Annotated in this window: 11 protein-coding genes and 2 tRNA genes; 8 read left to right on the forward strand and 5 right to left on the reverse strand. The window is 62.9% G+C overall.

What is annotated here, in order from left to right:
• Positions 1-67: 67 nt before the first annotated feature.
• Together glnA and FFI89_RS15870 are read right to left on the reverse strand one after the other, a co-directional pair.
• A complete protein-coding gene (glnA, locus tag FFI89_RS15865; protein ID WP_138838044.1) occupies positions 68-1,477 on the reverse strand; it encodes a type I glutamate--ammonia ligase in 1,410 nt (469 codons plus the stop codon).
• A gap of 140 nt (positions 1,478-1,617) precedes the next feature.
• Positions 1,618-1,956 carry a P-II family nitrogen regulator gene (locus tag FFI89_RS15870; RefSeq protein ID WP_027537227.1) on the reverse strand — a complete coding sequence of 113 codons (339 nt, stop codon included), beginning with the start codon at positions 1,954-1,956 and terminating at the stop codon, positions 1,618-1,620.
• Between the two features lie 368 nt (positions 1,957-2,324).
• On the opposite strand from FFI89_RS15870, the gene FFI89_RS15875 reads away from it, so the two are divergent.
• Positions 2,325-3,824, forward strand: coding sequence for an NAD(P)H-hydrate dehydratase (locus FFI89_RS15875; RefSeq protein WP_138838046.1), 1,500 nt, complete (start codon positions 2,325-2,327; stop codon positions 3,822-3,824).
• Here the strand turns inward: FFI89_RS15875 and FFI89_RS15880 are convergent.
• Together FFI89_RS15880 and FFI89_RS15885 are read right to left on the reverse strand one after the other, a co-directional pair.
• Positions 3,821-4,903, reverse strand: a complete 1,083-nt coding sequence (locus FFI89_RS15880) for an enolase C-terminal domain-like protein (protein WP_138838048.1) — start codon at positions 4,901-4,903, stop codon at positions 3,821-3,823. The two genes, FFI89_RS15875 and FFI89_RS15880, sit on opposite strands and share 4 nt — an antisense overlap.
• A 10-nt stretch (positions 4,904-4,913) precedes the next feature.
• Positions 4,914-6,236 carry a multicopper oxidase family protein gene (locus FFI89_RS15885; protein WP_246669470.1) on the reverse strand — a complete coding sequence of 441 codons (1,323 nt, stop codon included), beginning with the start codon at positions 6,234-6,236 and terminating at the stop codon, positions 4,914-4,916.
• 152 nt (positions 6,237-6,388) lie between these two features.
• On the opposite strand from FFI89_RS15885, the gene FFI89_RS15890 reads away from it, so the two are divergent.
• The 7 genes from FFI89_RS15890 (at position 6,389) to FFI89_RS15920 (ending at position 14,593) form a co-directional block, all read left to right on the forward strand.
• Positions 6,389-6,473 (forward strand) — tRNA-Leu (locus tag FFI89_RS15890).
• A 166-nt stretch (positions 6,474-6,639) separates the two neighbouring features.
• Complete coding sequence (gene tig, locus FFI89_RS15895; protein WP_138838054.1) at positions 6,640-8,001, forward strand: trigger factor; 1,362 nt, start codon at positions 6,640-6,642, stop codon at positions 7,999-8,001.
• A 314-nt stretch (positions 8,002-8,315) separates the two neighbouring features.
• On the forward strand, positions 8,316-8,951 hold the full coding sequence (locus FFI89_RS15900) for an ATP-dependent Clp protease proteolytic subunit (protein WP_138838055.1): 636 nt from the start codon (positions 8,316-8,318) through the stop codon (positions 8,949-8,951).
• Between the two features lie 427 nt (positions 8,952-9,378).
• Positions 9,379-10,653 carry an ATP-dependent Clp protease ATP-binding subunit ClpX gene (gene clpX / locus FFI89_RS15905; protein ID WP_044542438.1) on the forward strand — a complete coding sequence of 425 codons (1,275 nt, stop codon included), beginning with the start codon at positions 9,379-9,381 and terminating at the stop codon, positions 10,651-10,653.
• A 325-nt stretch (positions 10,654-10,978) separates the two neighbouring features.
• On the forward strand, positions 10,979-13,405 hold the full coding sequence (gene lon / locus FFI89_RS15910) for an endopeptidase La (RefSeq protein ID WP_138838056.1): 2,427 nt from the start codon (positions 10,979-10,981) through the stop codon (positions 13,403-13,405).
• A gap of 103 nt (positions 13,406-13,508) precedes the next feature.
• Positions 13,509-13,585 (forward strand) — tRNA-Val (locus tag FFI89_RS15915).
• 147 nt (positions 13,586-13,732) lie between these two features.
• Entirely contained in the window at positions 13,733-14,593 is an 861-nt protein-coding gene (locus tag FFI89_RS15920; protein ID WP_138838057.1) for a class I SAM-dependent methyltransferase, read from the forward strand.
• Positions 14,594-14,785: 192 nt separating this feature from the next.
• On the opposite strand, the gene pepT is transcribed toward FFI89_RS15920, so the two are convergent.
• On the reverse strand, positions 14,786-16,042 hold the full coding sequence (gene pepT / locus FFI89_RS15925) for a peptidase T (protein WP_138838059.1): 1,257 nt from the start codon (positions 16,040-16,042) through the stop codon (positions 14,786-14,788).
• Positions 16,043-16,143 lie beyond the last annotated feature (101 nt).

Raw genomic sequence — 16,143 nt, forward strand, 5'->3', positions numbered from 1 at the left:
CCACAACCGAAAAAAGGCGCCCCGCGAGGGGCGCCTTTGGCATTTTCCGCAGTGACGCGTTTCGCCGTTACAGCGAATAGTACATGTCGAATTCGACCGGATGCGGGGTCATTTCGAAGCGTTCGACTTCGGTCATCTTCAGCTCGATGTAGGCGTCGATGAAGTCGTCGTCGAACACGCCGCCGTTCTTGAGGAACGCGCGGTCCTTGTCGAGATTTTCCAGCGCCTCGCGCAAGCTGCCGCACACCGTCGGAATCTGCTTCAGCTCTTCCTTCGGCAGGTCGTAGAGATCCTTGTCCATCGCCGGGCCCGGATCGATCTTGTTCTTGATGCCGTCGAGGCCGGCCATCAGCATCGCGGCGAAGCCGAGATAGGGATTGGCCATCGGATCGGGGAAGCGCACTTCGACGCGCTTGGCCTTCGGGTTCGCCGTATAGGGAATGCGGCAGGAGGCCGAGCGGTTGCGCGCGGAGTAGGCCAGCAACACCGGGGCTTCATAACCCGGGACCAGACGCTTGTAGGAGTTGGTCGACGGGTTGGTGAAGGCGTTGATCGCCTTGGCGTGCTTGATGATGCCGCCGATGTAGTGGAGGCAGGTTTCCGAGAGGTCGGCGTACTTGTTGCCGGCGAATACCGGCTTGCCGCCCTTCCAGATCGACTGGTGGACATGCATGCCTGAGCCGTTGTCGCCGTAGACCGGTTTCGGCATGAAGGTGGCGGTCTTGCCGTAGATGTGCGCGACCTGATGGATGCAGTACTTGTAGATCTGCATATGGTCGGCCATCAGCGTCAGGGTGTCGAACTTCATGCCGAGCTCGTGCTGGGCGGAAGCGACTTCGTGGTGATGCTTCTCCACCTTGACGCCCATCTTGGCCATGGCGCCGAGCATTTCCGAGCGCATGTCCTGCACCGAGTCCTGCGGCGGGACCGGGAAGTAGCCGCCCTTGGTGCGGATGCGGTGGCCGAGATTGCCGCCTTCATATTCGGTGTCCGAATTGGTCGGCAGTTCGGAGGAGTCGAGCCTGAAGCCGGTGTTGTAGGGCGTGCAGGAGAAGCGCACGTCGTCGAACACGAAGAACTCGGCTTCCGGTCCGACGAACACGGTGTCGCCGACGCCCATCGACTTCACCATCGCCTCGGCCTTCTTGGCCATGCCGCGCGGGTCGCGGTTGTAGGGCTCGCCGGTGGTCGGCTCCAGCACGTCGCAGGTGATGACCATGGTGGTCTCGGCGAAGAACGGATCGATCGTCGCGGTGACCGGGTCGGGCATCAGGCACATGTCGGATTCATTGATGGCCTTCCAGCCGGCAATCGACGAGCCGTCGAACATCGTGCCTTCGGCAAAGATTTCCTCGTCGATCATGCCGATATCGAAAGTCACGTGCTGCCACTTGCCACGCGGATCGGTGAAGCGCAGGTCGACGTATTTTACGTCATTGTCCTTGATCGATTTGAGGACGTCTTTGGCGGTCTTCATGAATACCTCGTTTGGATACGGTTTCCAGGATTCAGGACATCAGGCTGCGCAAGTGAAACGGTCAGGTTTCACAAACGAAATTAGGCCGCCGAAGCGGCTTTTTTTCTTATTAAGTCGCAAAATGCGGGATAGCATCCGGCTTAGATAGCGTCCAGCCCGGATTCTCCGGTTCTGATCCGGATCGCTTCTTCGATGTTGGAGACGAAGATTTTGCCGTCGCCGATGCGGCCGGTCTGGGCGGCGCGCCGGATCGCGTCGATGGCTTTCTCGACCAGTTCGTCCGAAATCACGATCTCGATTTTTACCTTCGGCAGGAAGTCGACGATGTATTCCGCACCGCGATAGAGTTCAGCGTGGCCCTTCTGCCGGCCGAAACCCTTGGCTTCGGTGACGGTGATACCCTGGAGTCCGACTTCCTGAAGCGCTTCTTTCACCTCGTCGAGCTTGAACGGCTTGATGATGGCTTCGATTTTCTTCACTGAGCGCCTCCCGGGCATTTAAAAATTACAGAGTGCAGGTAGTTTCGATGTCGCGCGTGGCGCCGTCTGGCAAAGGACCGGAAACACTTCAGAATTGTCGTGAACCTCAACAATCCCAAGCCGGTCCCGTCACCGACTTTCTCACCGACTTCCCCAAAAGCAGGGTCTATGCCAAGTTGTTAAGGCGCCTGATTTTGGAATGTTATCAGACTTTTAACGGGCAAATGGAAGACCCCGGGCCGAGGGGGCATGATAGCGAAGCTCACCAAATAGGCAAACCGGTCAATTCGTATGCAATCACGATGAAACAGGCCGTTTTTTGCGACGTTGTATGCCTCTGAAAAAGGCGATCGGATTGAGGATTCGGCATGGAAGTTTTGACCACGACGGAAATGGAGCGCGCCGACCGGCTGACGATCGCCGCCGGCACGCCCGGCTTCGCGCTGATGATGAGCGCGGGGCAGGCCGTCGCCGAAGCCGCGATGGATCTGGTCGCGGAGGGGCCGATTGTGGTGGTTGCCGGCGGCGGCAATAATGGCGGCGACGGGTTTGTCGCGGCGGCCGAACTGGCGGCGCGCGGCCGCGAGGTCTCGGTCATTTTGTTATGCGAGCGCGACAGCCTCTCGGGCGATGCGGCGTTGGCGGCGCGTGGCTGGAAATTTCCGGTGCTGCCGTTCAACCCGCAGGCGATCGGCAAGCCGGCGCTGATCATCGATGCGCTGTTCGGCGCCGGACTGAACCGGCCCATCAAGGGCGAGCCGCTTGAGATGATCGAGGCGATCAATGCCAACGGCGTGCCGGTGCTCGCGGTCGACCTGCCGAGCGGAATCAACGGCACGTCGGGCGCGGTGATGGGCGCTGCGATCGAGGCCGTCGAGACCGTGACCTTCTTCCGCCGCAAGCCGGCGCATCTGTTGATGCCGGGACGGATGCATTGCGGCCGCGTCCGCGTCGCCGATATCGGGATCGATGCTGGGGTGCTCGAGGAAATCCGGCCGCAGACGTTCGAAAACGTTCCCGGCGCCTGGCAAGCATCCTTTCCCGTGCCGCGGATCGACGGCCACAAATATGCCCGTGGCCATGCCGTCGTGGTCTCCGGCGATATTGCGTCAACCGGCGCGGCGCGGCTCGCCGCGCGCGGCGCGCTGCGGGCAGGCGCCGGATTGGTCACGGTGGCGTCGCCGCGCGATGCGCTCATCGTCAACGCCGCGGCACTGACCGCGGTGATGGTGCGCGCGGTCGACACGTTGGTCGAATTCGCCGACCTGCTGAACGACAGGCGCCTCAATTCCATCGTGATCGGGCCGGGCGCCGGCGTCAGTGCGCGGACGCGCGATCTCGTCCACAGCGCGCTGTCGGCCAAGCGTGGCCTCGTGCTCGACGCCGACGCGCTGACGAGTTTCGCCGAAGCGCCGGACCGTCTGTTTGAATCGATCAAGGCCAGCGAAGACCCGCAGGTGGTTCTGACCCCGCATGAGGGTGAGTTTCCGCGGCTGTTCAGCGACAGCAGCAACAAGTATCCCAACCGTTCGAAACTCGAACGCGTGCGGGCCGCCGCCGAACGCTGCGGCGCGGTGGTGCTGTTGAAGGGACCGGATACGGTGGTGGCTTCACCGGATGGACGCGCCAGCATCGCCGCCAACGCGCCGCCCTGGCTTGCCACCGCCGGCGCCGGCGACGTGCTGGCCGGCATGATCGCGGGGCTCTTGGCGCAAGGCGTGCCGGCCTATGAGGCCGCCTGCATGGGTGTGTGGATGCACGGCGAGGGGGCGCGGGAAGCGGGACCCGGCCTGATCGCGGAGGACCTCACGGAGGTGCTGCCGGCGGTGTTGCGACGGCTCTACGACGAGTTCGGGATCGAGTACTAAACCAGATATTCCGCGACGGCTTTCTCGTTCCACTCCAGCCCTAATCCGGGTCCGCGCGCCGTCAGCGTTCCATCGATGATCTTTGCCGGGTGAGCGAGGATGGCGCCGGCAAAGTCGAGGAATTCGAGCCAGTGTGCGGTCGGCGTCACCGCCAGCATGTGCGCACTGGCTTCGGCAAACAGGTGGCTCGACATCGGAATGTTCGCGGCGTCCGCTTGGGCCGCGACCTGCAGCCAGCCGGTGACGCCGCCGCATTTCATCAGATCGGGCATGATGAAGTCGCTGGCGCCGGCAGCGATGGCCTCGGCAAAGCCGCGTGGAAACCACCAGTTCTCGCCGGATTGAATCGGGGTCGGCGAGGTCTCGCGCACCTTCGCATGCCCCGACAGATTCTCTTGCGGCACCGGTTCTTCGATCCAGTGCAGATCGTACGGCGCCAGCCGCGCGATGCGGCGGGTGGCTTCCGCAGGATCGAGCGACTGGTTGAAGTCGATCATCAGCGCGATATCGGGGCCGAGCAAAGCGCGCACGCCCTTGACCACCCGCTCGTCATTGGCGGCGTCGCCGTCGCCGCCCTTGATCTTGATGCCGCGAAAACCCTGGTCGAGCGAGCGCCGCAGCGCCTTTTCGTCGGCGATGGGATCGACCACGCCATAGCTGTCATAGGCCTTGATCGGCCGCGGCGCGCCGCCGAGCAACTCGGCCAATGGCCGACCTGCGATCTGCCCGAGCGCGTCCCAATAGGCCATGTCGAGGCCGGATACCGCCATGCCGACCAGGCCCTGCCAGCCGAGCAGGCGGAATTTGGCGTTCATCGCCGCCATCAAATCGGTCGGCGCCACCGGCCGGCCGATCAGTTCGCGGCCGATCTCCTCGATCAGATGCACCAGCGGCTTCAGCGTCAGGGGCGCGTAGGCAAAAATATAGGAGCGGCCGGTAACGCCCTGATCGGTCTCGACATCGATCAGCACCATCGGCGCGGCATCGATGGTCGCAAACGCAGTCTTCACCGGCCGGCCGATCGGCACCACGAGGCCACGGGCTTTGACATTGCGGATGGCGGGAACGGATTTGCTCATGGGGGTTTCCTCACCCGACATCGTACCACCGCACCAGCCGTGGCGCGGCCCAGTCGGTCGCGACCGCTTCGATCAAATAGCGCCCGGGATATTCGGCGAGGAAGGCGATACGCTGGGTCTGGCCGGGCTCGACCGCCAACGTATCCAGCCAGAACGGCTTCCAGCCGTCGTCGAGCCGGTCCAGCAGCCGGAAATGATGGCCGTGGAGGTGAACCACGGTGGCGATCGCGGCGCGGTTGGTCAGCGCCAGCACCACAGCGCGTCCGGCCTTGGCCCGGAAGGCGGGCGGGGAGTTTTTCGAGAAGGCGGACGGCGTGGCCCATTCGGCCGGCGCTCCGCCGAGCACGAGATCGACCCGCGCGGCGCTCTTGAGGTCGAGCTGCGCCGGCAGGCCGTTGGAGGGCAGCGGCGGCGCCGCCGGCAGCGGGCTGGGGCGGAACGGCGGTTCGTTCGAGACGGTCAGTTGGCCGATGGTGCGGGCGTTGCGGCCGTCGTGGAGCAGAATTGGAGTGCTCGTGCCTGCCGCACCCGTGACATCGACGAAAACGTCGACCCTGCCGCCTGGTGCGATCACCAGCGCGCCGTTCCTGGCCTGGAACGGCTCGGCAGGCTGCCCGTCGAGGGCCATGACGCGAACATCGATTCCGTCCAGTTTGACTGCAATAACAGATCGTTGGCAGGCATTGACGAGGCGGAGCCTGAGCCGTTCGTTGATTCGCCCTGAGAGATCGAGCGAAGGCTTGCCGTTAATGGTCTGCACTGGCGTCGAATCCGCGGGCTCAACGCCTACCGCGACCGCAGTTCCATCGGCGCGGATGCGCCAGTCCTCAATCAAGACCACCTCGTCGCGGTCGACCGCGACCGGCTGGCTTTCGCGAACCACCAGCGCCCGTGCCCGGGATGGCCGGCCCTGGCCATCGCCGGGCAAAGCGAGGCCGCACAGGAAGGTTCCGGCATGCCGCAGCGGCAGTTGCAGGGTTTCCTTCGTCCCCGCTGCGAGCGGCGCGCGGGCGATCAGCGGCTCGGCGGTGGGAACGCCGTCCAGTCCGCGGCAGTCGAGCAGGGCCGGCACCGGCAGCTCGTTGGCGAAGGCGATCTCGGCCGTCTCGCCGCGCCCGAATCCGAGCTCAGGCCCTTGCAGGGTCCAGATCGGCGTCGCCGGTGCCTCCGGGCGTAACGCGAGGCTGTCCGGCTTGGCCTGGAGCGCCAGCGCGGATCGCCCCTGGGCCAGGCCTGCCACGGGCAAGAGTGGGGCGAGCGCCACCGCACCCAGCCCGGCGATCAGCTCGCGTCGGTCCAAAGCGGATTTTGGGTGGGATTTGGGGCTTGCCATCGGACCGATGCGGACCATTTTCTGATAGATATGTCCAGCTGTGACGCCTTGCCCCGGAGGGGACAAAAACGGCCATTTTTTTGCTGCGTACTGTCGGGCACATGTTATAAGCCCGCCGCTCGCGGCATCGCGGCCGGATTGGATGCTTTCACGCGGGCGTGGCGGAATTGGTAGACGCGCTGGATTTAGGTTCCAGTGACGAAAGTTGTGGGGGTTCGAGTCCCTCCGCCCGCACCAAGCGCTCTATTCAAGCGTTTGCATGACGAATACTGGAGGGCCTGTTTCCCGTCGGGGAGAGGGGTCAGCCGCACCACCGGCGCAGGCTGTCTAGGGCTTGCGCGTCGAACAGATTGAACACTGTCAGGGCCATCTGGCCCGACGCAAGCGGAAGAAGATTGACACCATGCAGGTCACCGAAACCCTCGCCGAGGGATTGAAGCACGAGTTCAAGATCAGCGTTCCCGCATCGGACCTCGATGCCAAGGCGGACGCCAAGCTGGTCGACCTCAAGGACAAGGTTAAGCTCAACGGCTTCCGTCCCGGCAAGGTGCCGGTGAGCCACCTGAAGAAGGTGTATGGCCGCTCGGTGATGGCCGAGACCATCGACCAGACCATTCGCGACACCAACACGCAGATATTCACCGATCGCGGCTTCCGGCTTGCGACCGAACCGAAGATCACGATGCCGACCGAGCAAAAAGAAGTCGAGGAGCTTCTCGCCGGCAAGACCGACCTGACCTACACGGTCGCGATCGAGGTGGTGCCGACGATCCAGCTCGCCGACTTCAAGTCCTTCTCCGTCGAAAAGCCGGTGGTCGATGTGACCGACGCCGAGATCGACGAAGCCATCAAGCGCATCGCCGAACAGAACCGCCCCTATACCGCGAAGGCCGAGGGCGCCAAGGCCGAGAACGGCGACCGCATCACCATCAGCTTCAAGGGCTCGATCAACGGTGTGCCGTTCGACGGCGGTACCGGTGAGGGCATTCCGGTCGTGATCGGCGCCAGCCAGTTCATTCCGGGTTTTGAGGAGCAGCTTGTTGGCATCGGCGCGGGCGAGACCCGCACCCTGAAGGTCACGTTCCCCAAGAACTACGCCAGCGATAAGCTCGCCGGCCAGCCTGCCGAGTTCGAAACCACGGCAACCCTGATCGAGGCGCCCGGCGAGACCGAGGTCAACGACGAGTTCGCCAAGACGCTTGGGCTGGAATCGCTCGACAAGCTGAAGGAAGCCGCGCGCGAGCGTCTGGTCGCCGAATTCGCCGGCGCGACCCGCCAGCGCGTCAAGCGGGCGCTGCTCGACCGGCTCGACGAGAGCCACAAGTTCGAGGCGCCGCCGTCGCTGGTCGGCGAAGAGTTCAACCTGATGTGGAACTCGATCAAGGCCGAGATGGAATCCAGCGGCAAGACCTTTGCCGACGAGAACACCACCGAAGAGGCGGCCAAGGAAGAGTACCAGAAGATCGCCGACCGCAGGGTCCGGCTCGGCCTCGTGCTGTCGGAGATCGGCGAGAAGAACAAGATCACCGTGACCGACGACGAAGTCAGCCGCGCGGTGATCGAGCGGGCGCGCCAGATGCCCGGCCGCGAGAAGGAAGTCTGGGACTACTATCGCAGCAATGCCAACGCGCTGGCCCAGCTTCGTGCGCCGATTTATGAAGACAAGGTGGTCGATTTCATCCTCGAACTCGCCAACGTGACCGAAAAGAAGGTCTCGCGCGAAGACTTGTTCAAGGACGACGAGGCCGAAAAGAGCGCCGCCTGATCGGTTCAATCAGGCGCGTTCCCGTCAGGCGTACATTAAGGATGAACCGCGAAAGCGGCATGGCGACGCCCGGCGTCGCTATGCGACCGCCCGCGAATCAGCTTGAACTCGCCTAATTCAGCTCGCGATTGCCCGGTCTTGTCGGCGGGGAATTGGCTCTTATCTGTTAGATCTGAATTCGACGAGTTCTGAATTTGAAGTCCTGCATCACGGGACGTTCGTCCGCGCCCGGCAAACCGCGCCAGCCTTTGTTGGCTTCCTTGCCGGGGGATGTTCGATCCCGCCAAATCTCTCGCCAACCCTTGGGGTGACTAATGCGCGATCCCGTTGAAACCTACATGAACCTTGTGCCGATGGTCGTCGAGCAGACCAACCGCGGCGAACGCGCCTACGACATTTTCTCGCGCCTGCTGAAAGAGCGCATCATCTTCTTGACCGGTCCGGTCGAGGACGGCATGTCGACGCTGGTTGTTGCGCAGCTTCTGTTCCTCGAAGCCGAGAATCCGAAGAAGGAAATCTCGATGTACATCAACTCGCCGGGTGGCGTGGTGACTTCGGGTCTGGCGATCTACGACACCATACAATTCATTCGCCCGCCGGTATCGACGCTATGCACGGGGCAGGCGGCTTCGATGGGCTCGCTGTTGCTCGCGGCTGGCGCAAAGGACATGCGCTTTTCGCTGCCGAACTCGCGGATCATGGTTCACCAGCCCTCCGGCGGCTTCCAGGGCCAGGCCACCGACATCATGCTGCACGCGCAGGAGATCCTGAATCTCAAGAAGCGGCTCAACGAGATCTACGTGAAGCACACGGGCCAGACCTACAAGGCGATCGAGGAAGCGCTGGAGCGCGACAAGTTCCTGACCGCCGACATGGCCCGCGACTTCGGGATCGTCGACAAAGTGATCGACAAGCGGCCCGAAGAAGCTGCGGCGGCGAAAACCGCGTAAGGTTGCGGGGGTCGTCAATTCGCATTGACCTTGGCGCAGTCTGGCCCGGCAAATTTGGCCGCTCGCGGCCTGCCTATGCCCTGGCATAGGCAGAAAGTTCCGCTTTCGTGCTGGTTTGGCGGCGTGGTAATCGCGCAACGCTTTGACGAATTTCTCGGTTTTCACCCGTGCGCAAGCCGAAAATCACGGTATTGTCACGGTGTCCGATCCGCGCCCGGTTAGCGAATTCTTGATAGTCGGGTGTCAGCATGGTTGGCTGTAGGGATCAGATGAGATCGCGGAGATTCGAGTAAGCCGTGATTCGCACGGGAGCAATGCGTTAAGGGTCTTTTCTGGTACGGAATTTGCTCTATCTACACATTAGACCCGGTCGCGTACCGGAATGGGTCGATCGAGCAACGGGATCGAACGGCGGACGGAGATAAGAATGAGTAAGGTCGGCACGAGCGACTCCAAGAACACGCTGTATTGCTCGTTCTGTGGCAAGAGCCAGCACGAAGTCCGCAAACTGATCGCGGGTCCCACCGTATTCATCTGCGACGAATGCGTTGAGCTCTGCATGGACATCATCCGTGAGGAGAACAAGTCCTCGCTGGTGAAGTCGCGCGACGGCATCCCGACGCCGAAGGAAATCTGCAAGGTCCTGGACGACTACGTGATCGGCCAGAGCCATGCCAAGAAGGTGCTGTCGGTCGCCGTCCACAATCACTACAAGCGGCTCAATCACCAGACCAAGCACAACGACGTCGAACTGGCGAAGTCGAACATCCTGCTGATCGGTCCGACCGGTTCAGGCAAGACGTTGTTGGCGCAGACGCTGGCGCGCATTCTCGACGTGCCGTTCACGATGGCGGATGCGACGACGCTGACCGAAGCCGGCTACGTCGGCGAGGACGTCGAGAACATCATCCTGAAGCTGCTGCAGTCGGCCGACTACAATGTCGAGCGCGCACAGCGCGGCATCGTCTATATCGACGAAATCGACAAGATCAGCCGCAAGTCGGACAATCCGTCGATCACCCGCGACGTGTCGGGCGAGGGCGTGCAGCAGGCGCTGTTGAAGATCATGGAAGGCACCGTTGCCTCCGTGCCTCCGCAGGGCGGCCGCAAGCATCCGCAGCAGGAATTCCTGCAGGTCGACACGACCAACATTCTCTTCATCTGCGGCGGCGCCTTCTCCGGCCTCGAGAAGATCATCTCCGCGCGCGGCCGTTCGACCTCGATCGGTTTCGCGGCCCAGGTTCTGGCGCCGGAAGACCGCCGCACCGGCGAAATCTTCCGCCACGTCGAGCCGGAAGATCTGTTGAAGTACGGCCTGATCCCGGAATTCGTCGGCCGCCTGCCGGTGGTCGCGACCCTGGAAGATCTGGACGAGGCTTCGCTGAAGAAGATCCTGACCGATCCCAAGAATGCGCTGGTCAAGCAGTACCAGCGGCTGTTCGAGATGGAGAACATCGAACTCACCTTCGCCGACGAGGCGCTTGGCGCGGTTGCCCGCAGGGCGATCGAGCGCAAGACCGGCGCGCGCGGACTGCGTTCGATTCTCGAAAGCATTCTGCTCGAGACCATGTTCGATCTTCCGGGTCTGGAAGGCGTCGAGGAAGTCGTGATCTCGCGCGAAGTCGTCGAGGGAACCGCTCGTCCGCTCTACATCTATGCGGACCGTTCAGACCGTGCGGTCGAGAGCAGCGCCAGCGCGTAAATCGCGCTTGCGCCTGGCGCAAATTGGGTACCTCCACTGACGTGGCTGCCGGACATTCCGGCGGCCAGTAGGGCGTAGGTATTTCGCGCATTTAGCCCCGATTGACGGGCATTTTTCCGTGACTTGACACCCCCGTACCCGATAGCCACCTAATGCTGTCGGTGGCGCAAATCGTGCTTTAGATTCGAAGTAGAGATTCGTCACCGAAACGATCCGGGAAGCAGGCCGCGCAAGCAGCCAAACGACCCGAACCTCCCGGCACCTTGTGGCGGTTGCGCAAGCGAAGCGGACTGCGTGCAAGGGGGCACAACAAAAGGAACAGGCCATGACGACCCCGAAGACCCGGCCAACCATCGTTCACGGCGAAAGCCACTCCTATCCGGTGTTGCCGCTCCGCGACATCGTCGTTTTTCCGCACATGATCGTGCCCCTGTTCGTCGGCCGCGAGAAATCGATCCGCGCGCTCGAAGAGGTGATGAAGAACGACGCGCTGATTCTGCTGGCGACCCAGAAGAACGCTTCCGACGACGATCCAAATCCGGATTCGATCTACGAAGTCGGCACCCTCGCCAGCGTGCTGCAACTGCTCAAGCTGCCCGACGGCACCGTGAAGGTGCTGGTCGAAGGGCTCGAGCGCGCGCGCGTCGAGAAATATTCCGACCGCAGCGAATATTATGAAGCGACTGCGGTTGCGCTCGCCGACACCGACGCCACTTCGGTCGAAGCCGAAGCGTTGTCGCGTTCGGTCGTGTCCGACTTCGAAAGCTATGTGAAGCTGAACAAGAAGATCTCCGCCGAAGTCGTCGGCGTGGTTCAGGCGATCACTGACTTCGCCAAGCTGAGCGATCAGGTCGCCCAGCATCTCGCCGTCAAGATCGCCGATCGCCAGGGCATCCTGGAAACGTTGTCCGTCACGCAGCGCCTGGAGAAGGTGCTGGGCCTGATGGAGAGCGAGATCTCGGTGCTGCAGGTCGAGAAGCGCATCCGCTCGCGCGTCAAGCGCCAGATGGAGAAGACCCAGCGCGAATATTACCTGAACGAGCAGATGAAAGCGATCCAGAAGGAGCTCGGCGACGACGAAGGTCGCGACGAGCTGGCCGATCTGGAAGAAAAGATTGCCAAGACCAAGCTTTCCAAGGAAGCACGGGACAAGGCGCAGCATGAATTGAAGAAGCTGCGCCAGATGTCGCCGATGTCCGCGGAAGCGACCGTCGTGCGCAACTATCTCGACTGGCTGCTGTCGATCCCGTGGAACAAGAAGTCCAAGGTCAAGAAGGACCTCGAGGCGGCGCAGGCCGTGTTGGACAGCGACCACTACGGGCTCGAGAAGGTCAAGGACCGCATCGTCGAGTATCTGGCGGTGCAGACCCGCGCCAACAAGCTGACCGGACCGATCCTGTGTCTGGTCGGGCCTCCCGGCGTCGGCAAGACCTCGCTCGGCAAGTCGATCGCGAAGGCGACCGGACGTGAGTTCGTGCGCGTGTCGCTCGGCGGCGTGCGCGACGAGGCCGAGATCCGCGGTCACCGCCGCACCTATATCGGCTCGATGCCCGGCAAGATCATCCAGTCGATGAGGAAGGCCAAGACCTCGAACCCGCTGTTCCTGCTGGACGAGATCGACAAGATGGGCGCCGATTTCCGCGGCGATCCGTCCTCGGCGCTGCTTGAGGTTCTGGACCCCGAACAGAACTCGACCTTCAACGACCACTATCTGGAGGTCGACTACGATCTGTCGAACGTCATGTTCATCACGACCGCGAATACGCTGAATATTCCCGGACCGCTGATGGACCGCATGGAGATCATCCGGATCGCCGGCTATACCGAGAACGAGAAGGTCGAGATCGCGCGCAAGCACCTGATCCCGAACGCCATCGCCAAGCATGGCCTCGATTCCAAGGAATGGTCGATCGACGACGATGCCTTGTTGCTGATGATCCGCCGTTACACCCGCGAAGCGGGCGTGCGTAACCTGGAGCGTGAGCTGTCGACACTCGCCCGCAAGGCGGTGAAGGAGCTGATGATCTCCAAGAAGAAGTCGGTCAAGGTCACCGAGAAGACTCTGGAAGAGTTCCTCGGCGTGCCGAAGTACCGCTACGGCGAGATCGAGAGCGAGCCTCAGGTCGGTATCGTGACCGGCCTGGCTTGGACCGATGTCGGCGGCGAGTTGCTCACCATCGAAGGCGTCATGATGCCCGGCAAGGGCAAGATGACGGTCACGGGCAACCTGCGCGACGTGATGAAGGAGTCGATCTCGGCGGCGGCGTCTTACGTCCGCTCGCGGGCGATCAACTACGGCATCGAGCCGCCGCTGTTCGACCGACGCGACATCCACGTCCACGTTCCCGAAGGGGCGACCCCGAAGGACGGACCGTCGGCGGGTGTTGCGATGGCGACCGCCATCATCTCGGTCATGACCGGCATTCCGGTCCGGCACGATGTCGCCATGACCGGCGAGATCACGCTGCGCGGCAGGGTTCTGCCGATCGGCGGCCTGAAGGAGAAGCTGTTGGCGGCCGCACGCGGCGGCATCAAGACGGTGTTCATCCCCGAGGACAACGCCAAGGATCTCACGGAGATTTCCGATGCGATCAAGGGCGGCATGGACATCATTCCGGTCGCCCGGCTCGACGACGTCGTCAACAAGGCGCTGGTGCGCCCCCCGGTGGCGATCGTCTGGGAAGAGGACACCAAGGTGCCGGTCAAGACCGAAGCCGGCGACGAAGCCGCAGGCGGCCTGACGGCGCACTGAGTGATGCAAATGTGACGAAAGCGGCGCCCTCGAGGCGCCGCTTTTTTGTTGGAATGGTTCGGCTTGCGCCACAGGGTGGGGCAGGGCTAAACAGACGGCTCAAGGGCGGCTAGCTCAGCTGGTTAGAGCATCTCGTTTACACCGAGAGGGTCGGCGGTTCGAATCCGTCGCCGCCTACCAGCCTTCGCGCTGCGCGCTGCGGCTGGGCATGCCAGCCCGCCCCGGCGCACAGCGCGAAGGCTGTCTCGCCGGCTTGTCCGCCGTAGCTCAACGAGCGAAAGCGGAAGCTCGAAGCAACGTAGGCGGGCCGACAGAAAGTTTCCCCACATGGACACCCCCCAAGGCCACGAAGAGAACGCCGACCAGATTGCCTATTGGAACGGGCCCGGCGGCCAGCGCTGGGCCGATCGTCAGGCGGCGCAGGACATCCTGCTGAAGCCGATCGCCGATCTCTTGATCGACCGCGCCGAGCCCAAGACGGGCGAGCGCGTCATCGATGTCGGTTGCGGCAGCGGCGCCACCACGATCGCCTTCGGGCAGAAGGTCGCACCGTCAGGCCATGTGTTCGGCATCGACGTCTCCGGCCCGATGCTGGAACGGGCGCGGCAGAGTGCGCCGAAGGATCTGCCGGTCGATTTCGCGCTGGCCGATGCCACCGTCTATCCGTTCGATCCCGCAAGTTTCGATTTGCTGGCCTCGCGGTTCGGCGTGATGTTCTTCGCCGATCCCGCGCTGTCGTTCAAAAATCTGCGCAAGGCGCTGCGGCCGTCGGGACGGTTGGCGTTCGCGTGCTGGCGCGAGCCAAAGGAAAACCCGTTCTTCATGGCGCCGCTGCAGGCGGTCTACAAGCACGTTCCGAAATTGCCGCCGCAGGGGCCGGAAGATCCCGGGCCGTTTGCGTTCGCCTCGGAGGCGCGTGTGCAACGTATCCTGGGTTCAGCCGGCTTCACCGGCATTGCGATGGAGCCGTGCCATCTCGCGCTCGACGTCGCGCTCGGCCGCGGTCTCGAAGCCGCCGTGGAAAGCGCGTTCGAAATCGGCCCCGCGAGCCGCGCGCTCGAGGGCCATCCGCCGGAGGTCCGCGCCGCCGCCACGAATTCGGTGCGTGAAGCGCTGGCGCAATTCGTCAGGGGCGACACGGTTCCGCTGCCGGCTTCGATCTGGATCGTGACGGCGCGGGCCGGCTAACCCTACTTTGCATGGGGTTGTTTTCGCGATTTTGTGTCCAGCCTGCGGTTCACCGCCCATAGCGGGTCGAAGACCCACGTGGATGCGCTGGCAGTAGCATGTAGCCCGGATGAGCGAAGCGATATCCGGGACCCCTCTAACGCCACCCCGGATGTCGCTTCGCTCATCCGGGCTACCTAAGCGGACAGCGCGCTACGCCTTCTCTTCCCAGACCATCGCCAGATGGACGATGGTCTCGGCGGCCTTTTCCATGTCCTGGCGGCTGACCCATTCCAGCCGGGAATGGAAGGCGTGTTCGCCGGCGAAAATGTTGGGGCAGGGCAGTCCCATGGCTGATAGCCGCGAGCCGTCGGTGCCGCCGCGGATCGAGCTTCGCACCGGTTTGAGGCCGGCGCGGCGGATCGCCTCGATCGCATAGTCGACGGTCTCGGGGTGGCGATCGATCACCTGCTTCATGTTCCGGTATTGCGGCTTGACCTCCATCTTGTAGGTCGAGCGCGGATAGTCCTTCATCACATCCTTGACGATGCCCTCGAGCAAAGCTTCCTTTTGGCTGAGGCCCGCGTCGTTGAAATCGCGCACGATGAAGCCGATGGTTGCTTTCTCCAGCGCTCCGGAAATGCCGGTCGGATGCAGAAAGCCTTCCTTGCCCTCCGTCGTCTCGGGCGAGCAGGTATCTTTCGGCAGCCGGTCGACGATGGCGGCGGCGATCTTGATCGCGTGCTCCATCTTGCCCTTGGCGAAACCGGGATGGGTCGAGACGCCCTCGATGGTGATGGTGGCGCCGTCCGCCGAGAAAGTTTCATCCTCGATATTCCCGGCAGTCTCGCCGTCCATCGTATAGGCGAAGTCGGCGCCGAGCTTCTTCAGGTCGACCTTGTCGACGCCGCGGCCGATTTCCTCGTCGGGCGTGAACAGGATCTTCATGGCGCCATGCTTGATCTGCGGATTCGCAATCAGGAACTGCGCCGCGTCCATGATTTCGGCGAGGCCGGCCTTGTTGTCGGCACCCAGCAGCGTGGTGCCGTCGGTCGTGATGATGTCGTGGCCGATCTGGTCGGCGAGGGCGGGATGATCCACTGATCGGATCACCTGGGTCGGATCGGTCGGCAGCACGATATCGCCGCCGCGATAGTTCTTCACGATCTGCGGCTTGACGTTCGCACCGGTACAATCCGGCGAGGTGTCCATGTGCGAGCAGAAGCAGATCACCGGCACCTGCTTGTCGGTGTTGGCCGGAATGGTCGCGTAGACATAGCCGTGCTCGTCGAGATGGGCGTCGGCAAGCCCGATGGCCTTGAGTTCGGCGGCGAGCAGCCGGCCGAGGTTCTTCTGCTTCGCGGTGGAAGGACAGGTCGGCGATTCCGGATCGGACTGGGTGTCAATCACGACATAGCGCAGGAAGCGCTCGGTCACGGTGTGGGTAAAGGCGAGGGGAGAAGCCAGCATGACAACCCGGAGCAAGAGGAACGGCAAGGGGACGGTAAGCCCCTTCAAGTAGGGCTCTATAACAGAAAAGCGCCATTCCGGGTCCCCGCCGGAATGGCGCT

This window comes from Bradyrhizobium sp. KBS0727 (assembly GCF_005937885.2).
GTDB lineage: Bacteria > Pseudomonadota > Alphaproteobacteria > Rhizobiales > Xanthobacteraceae > Bradyrhizobium.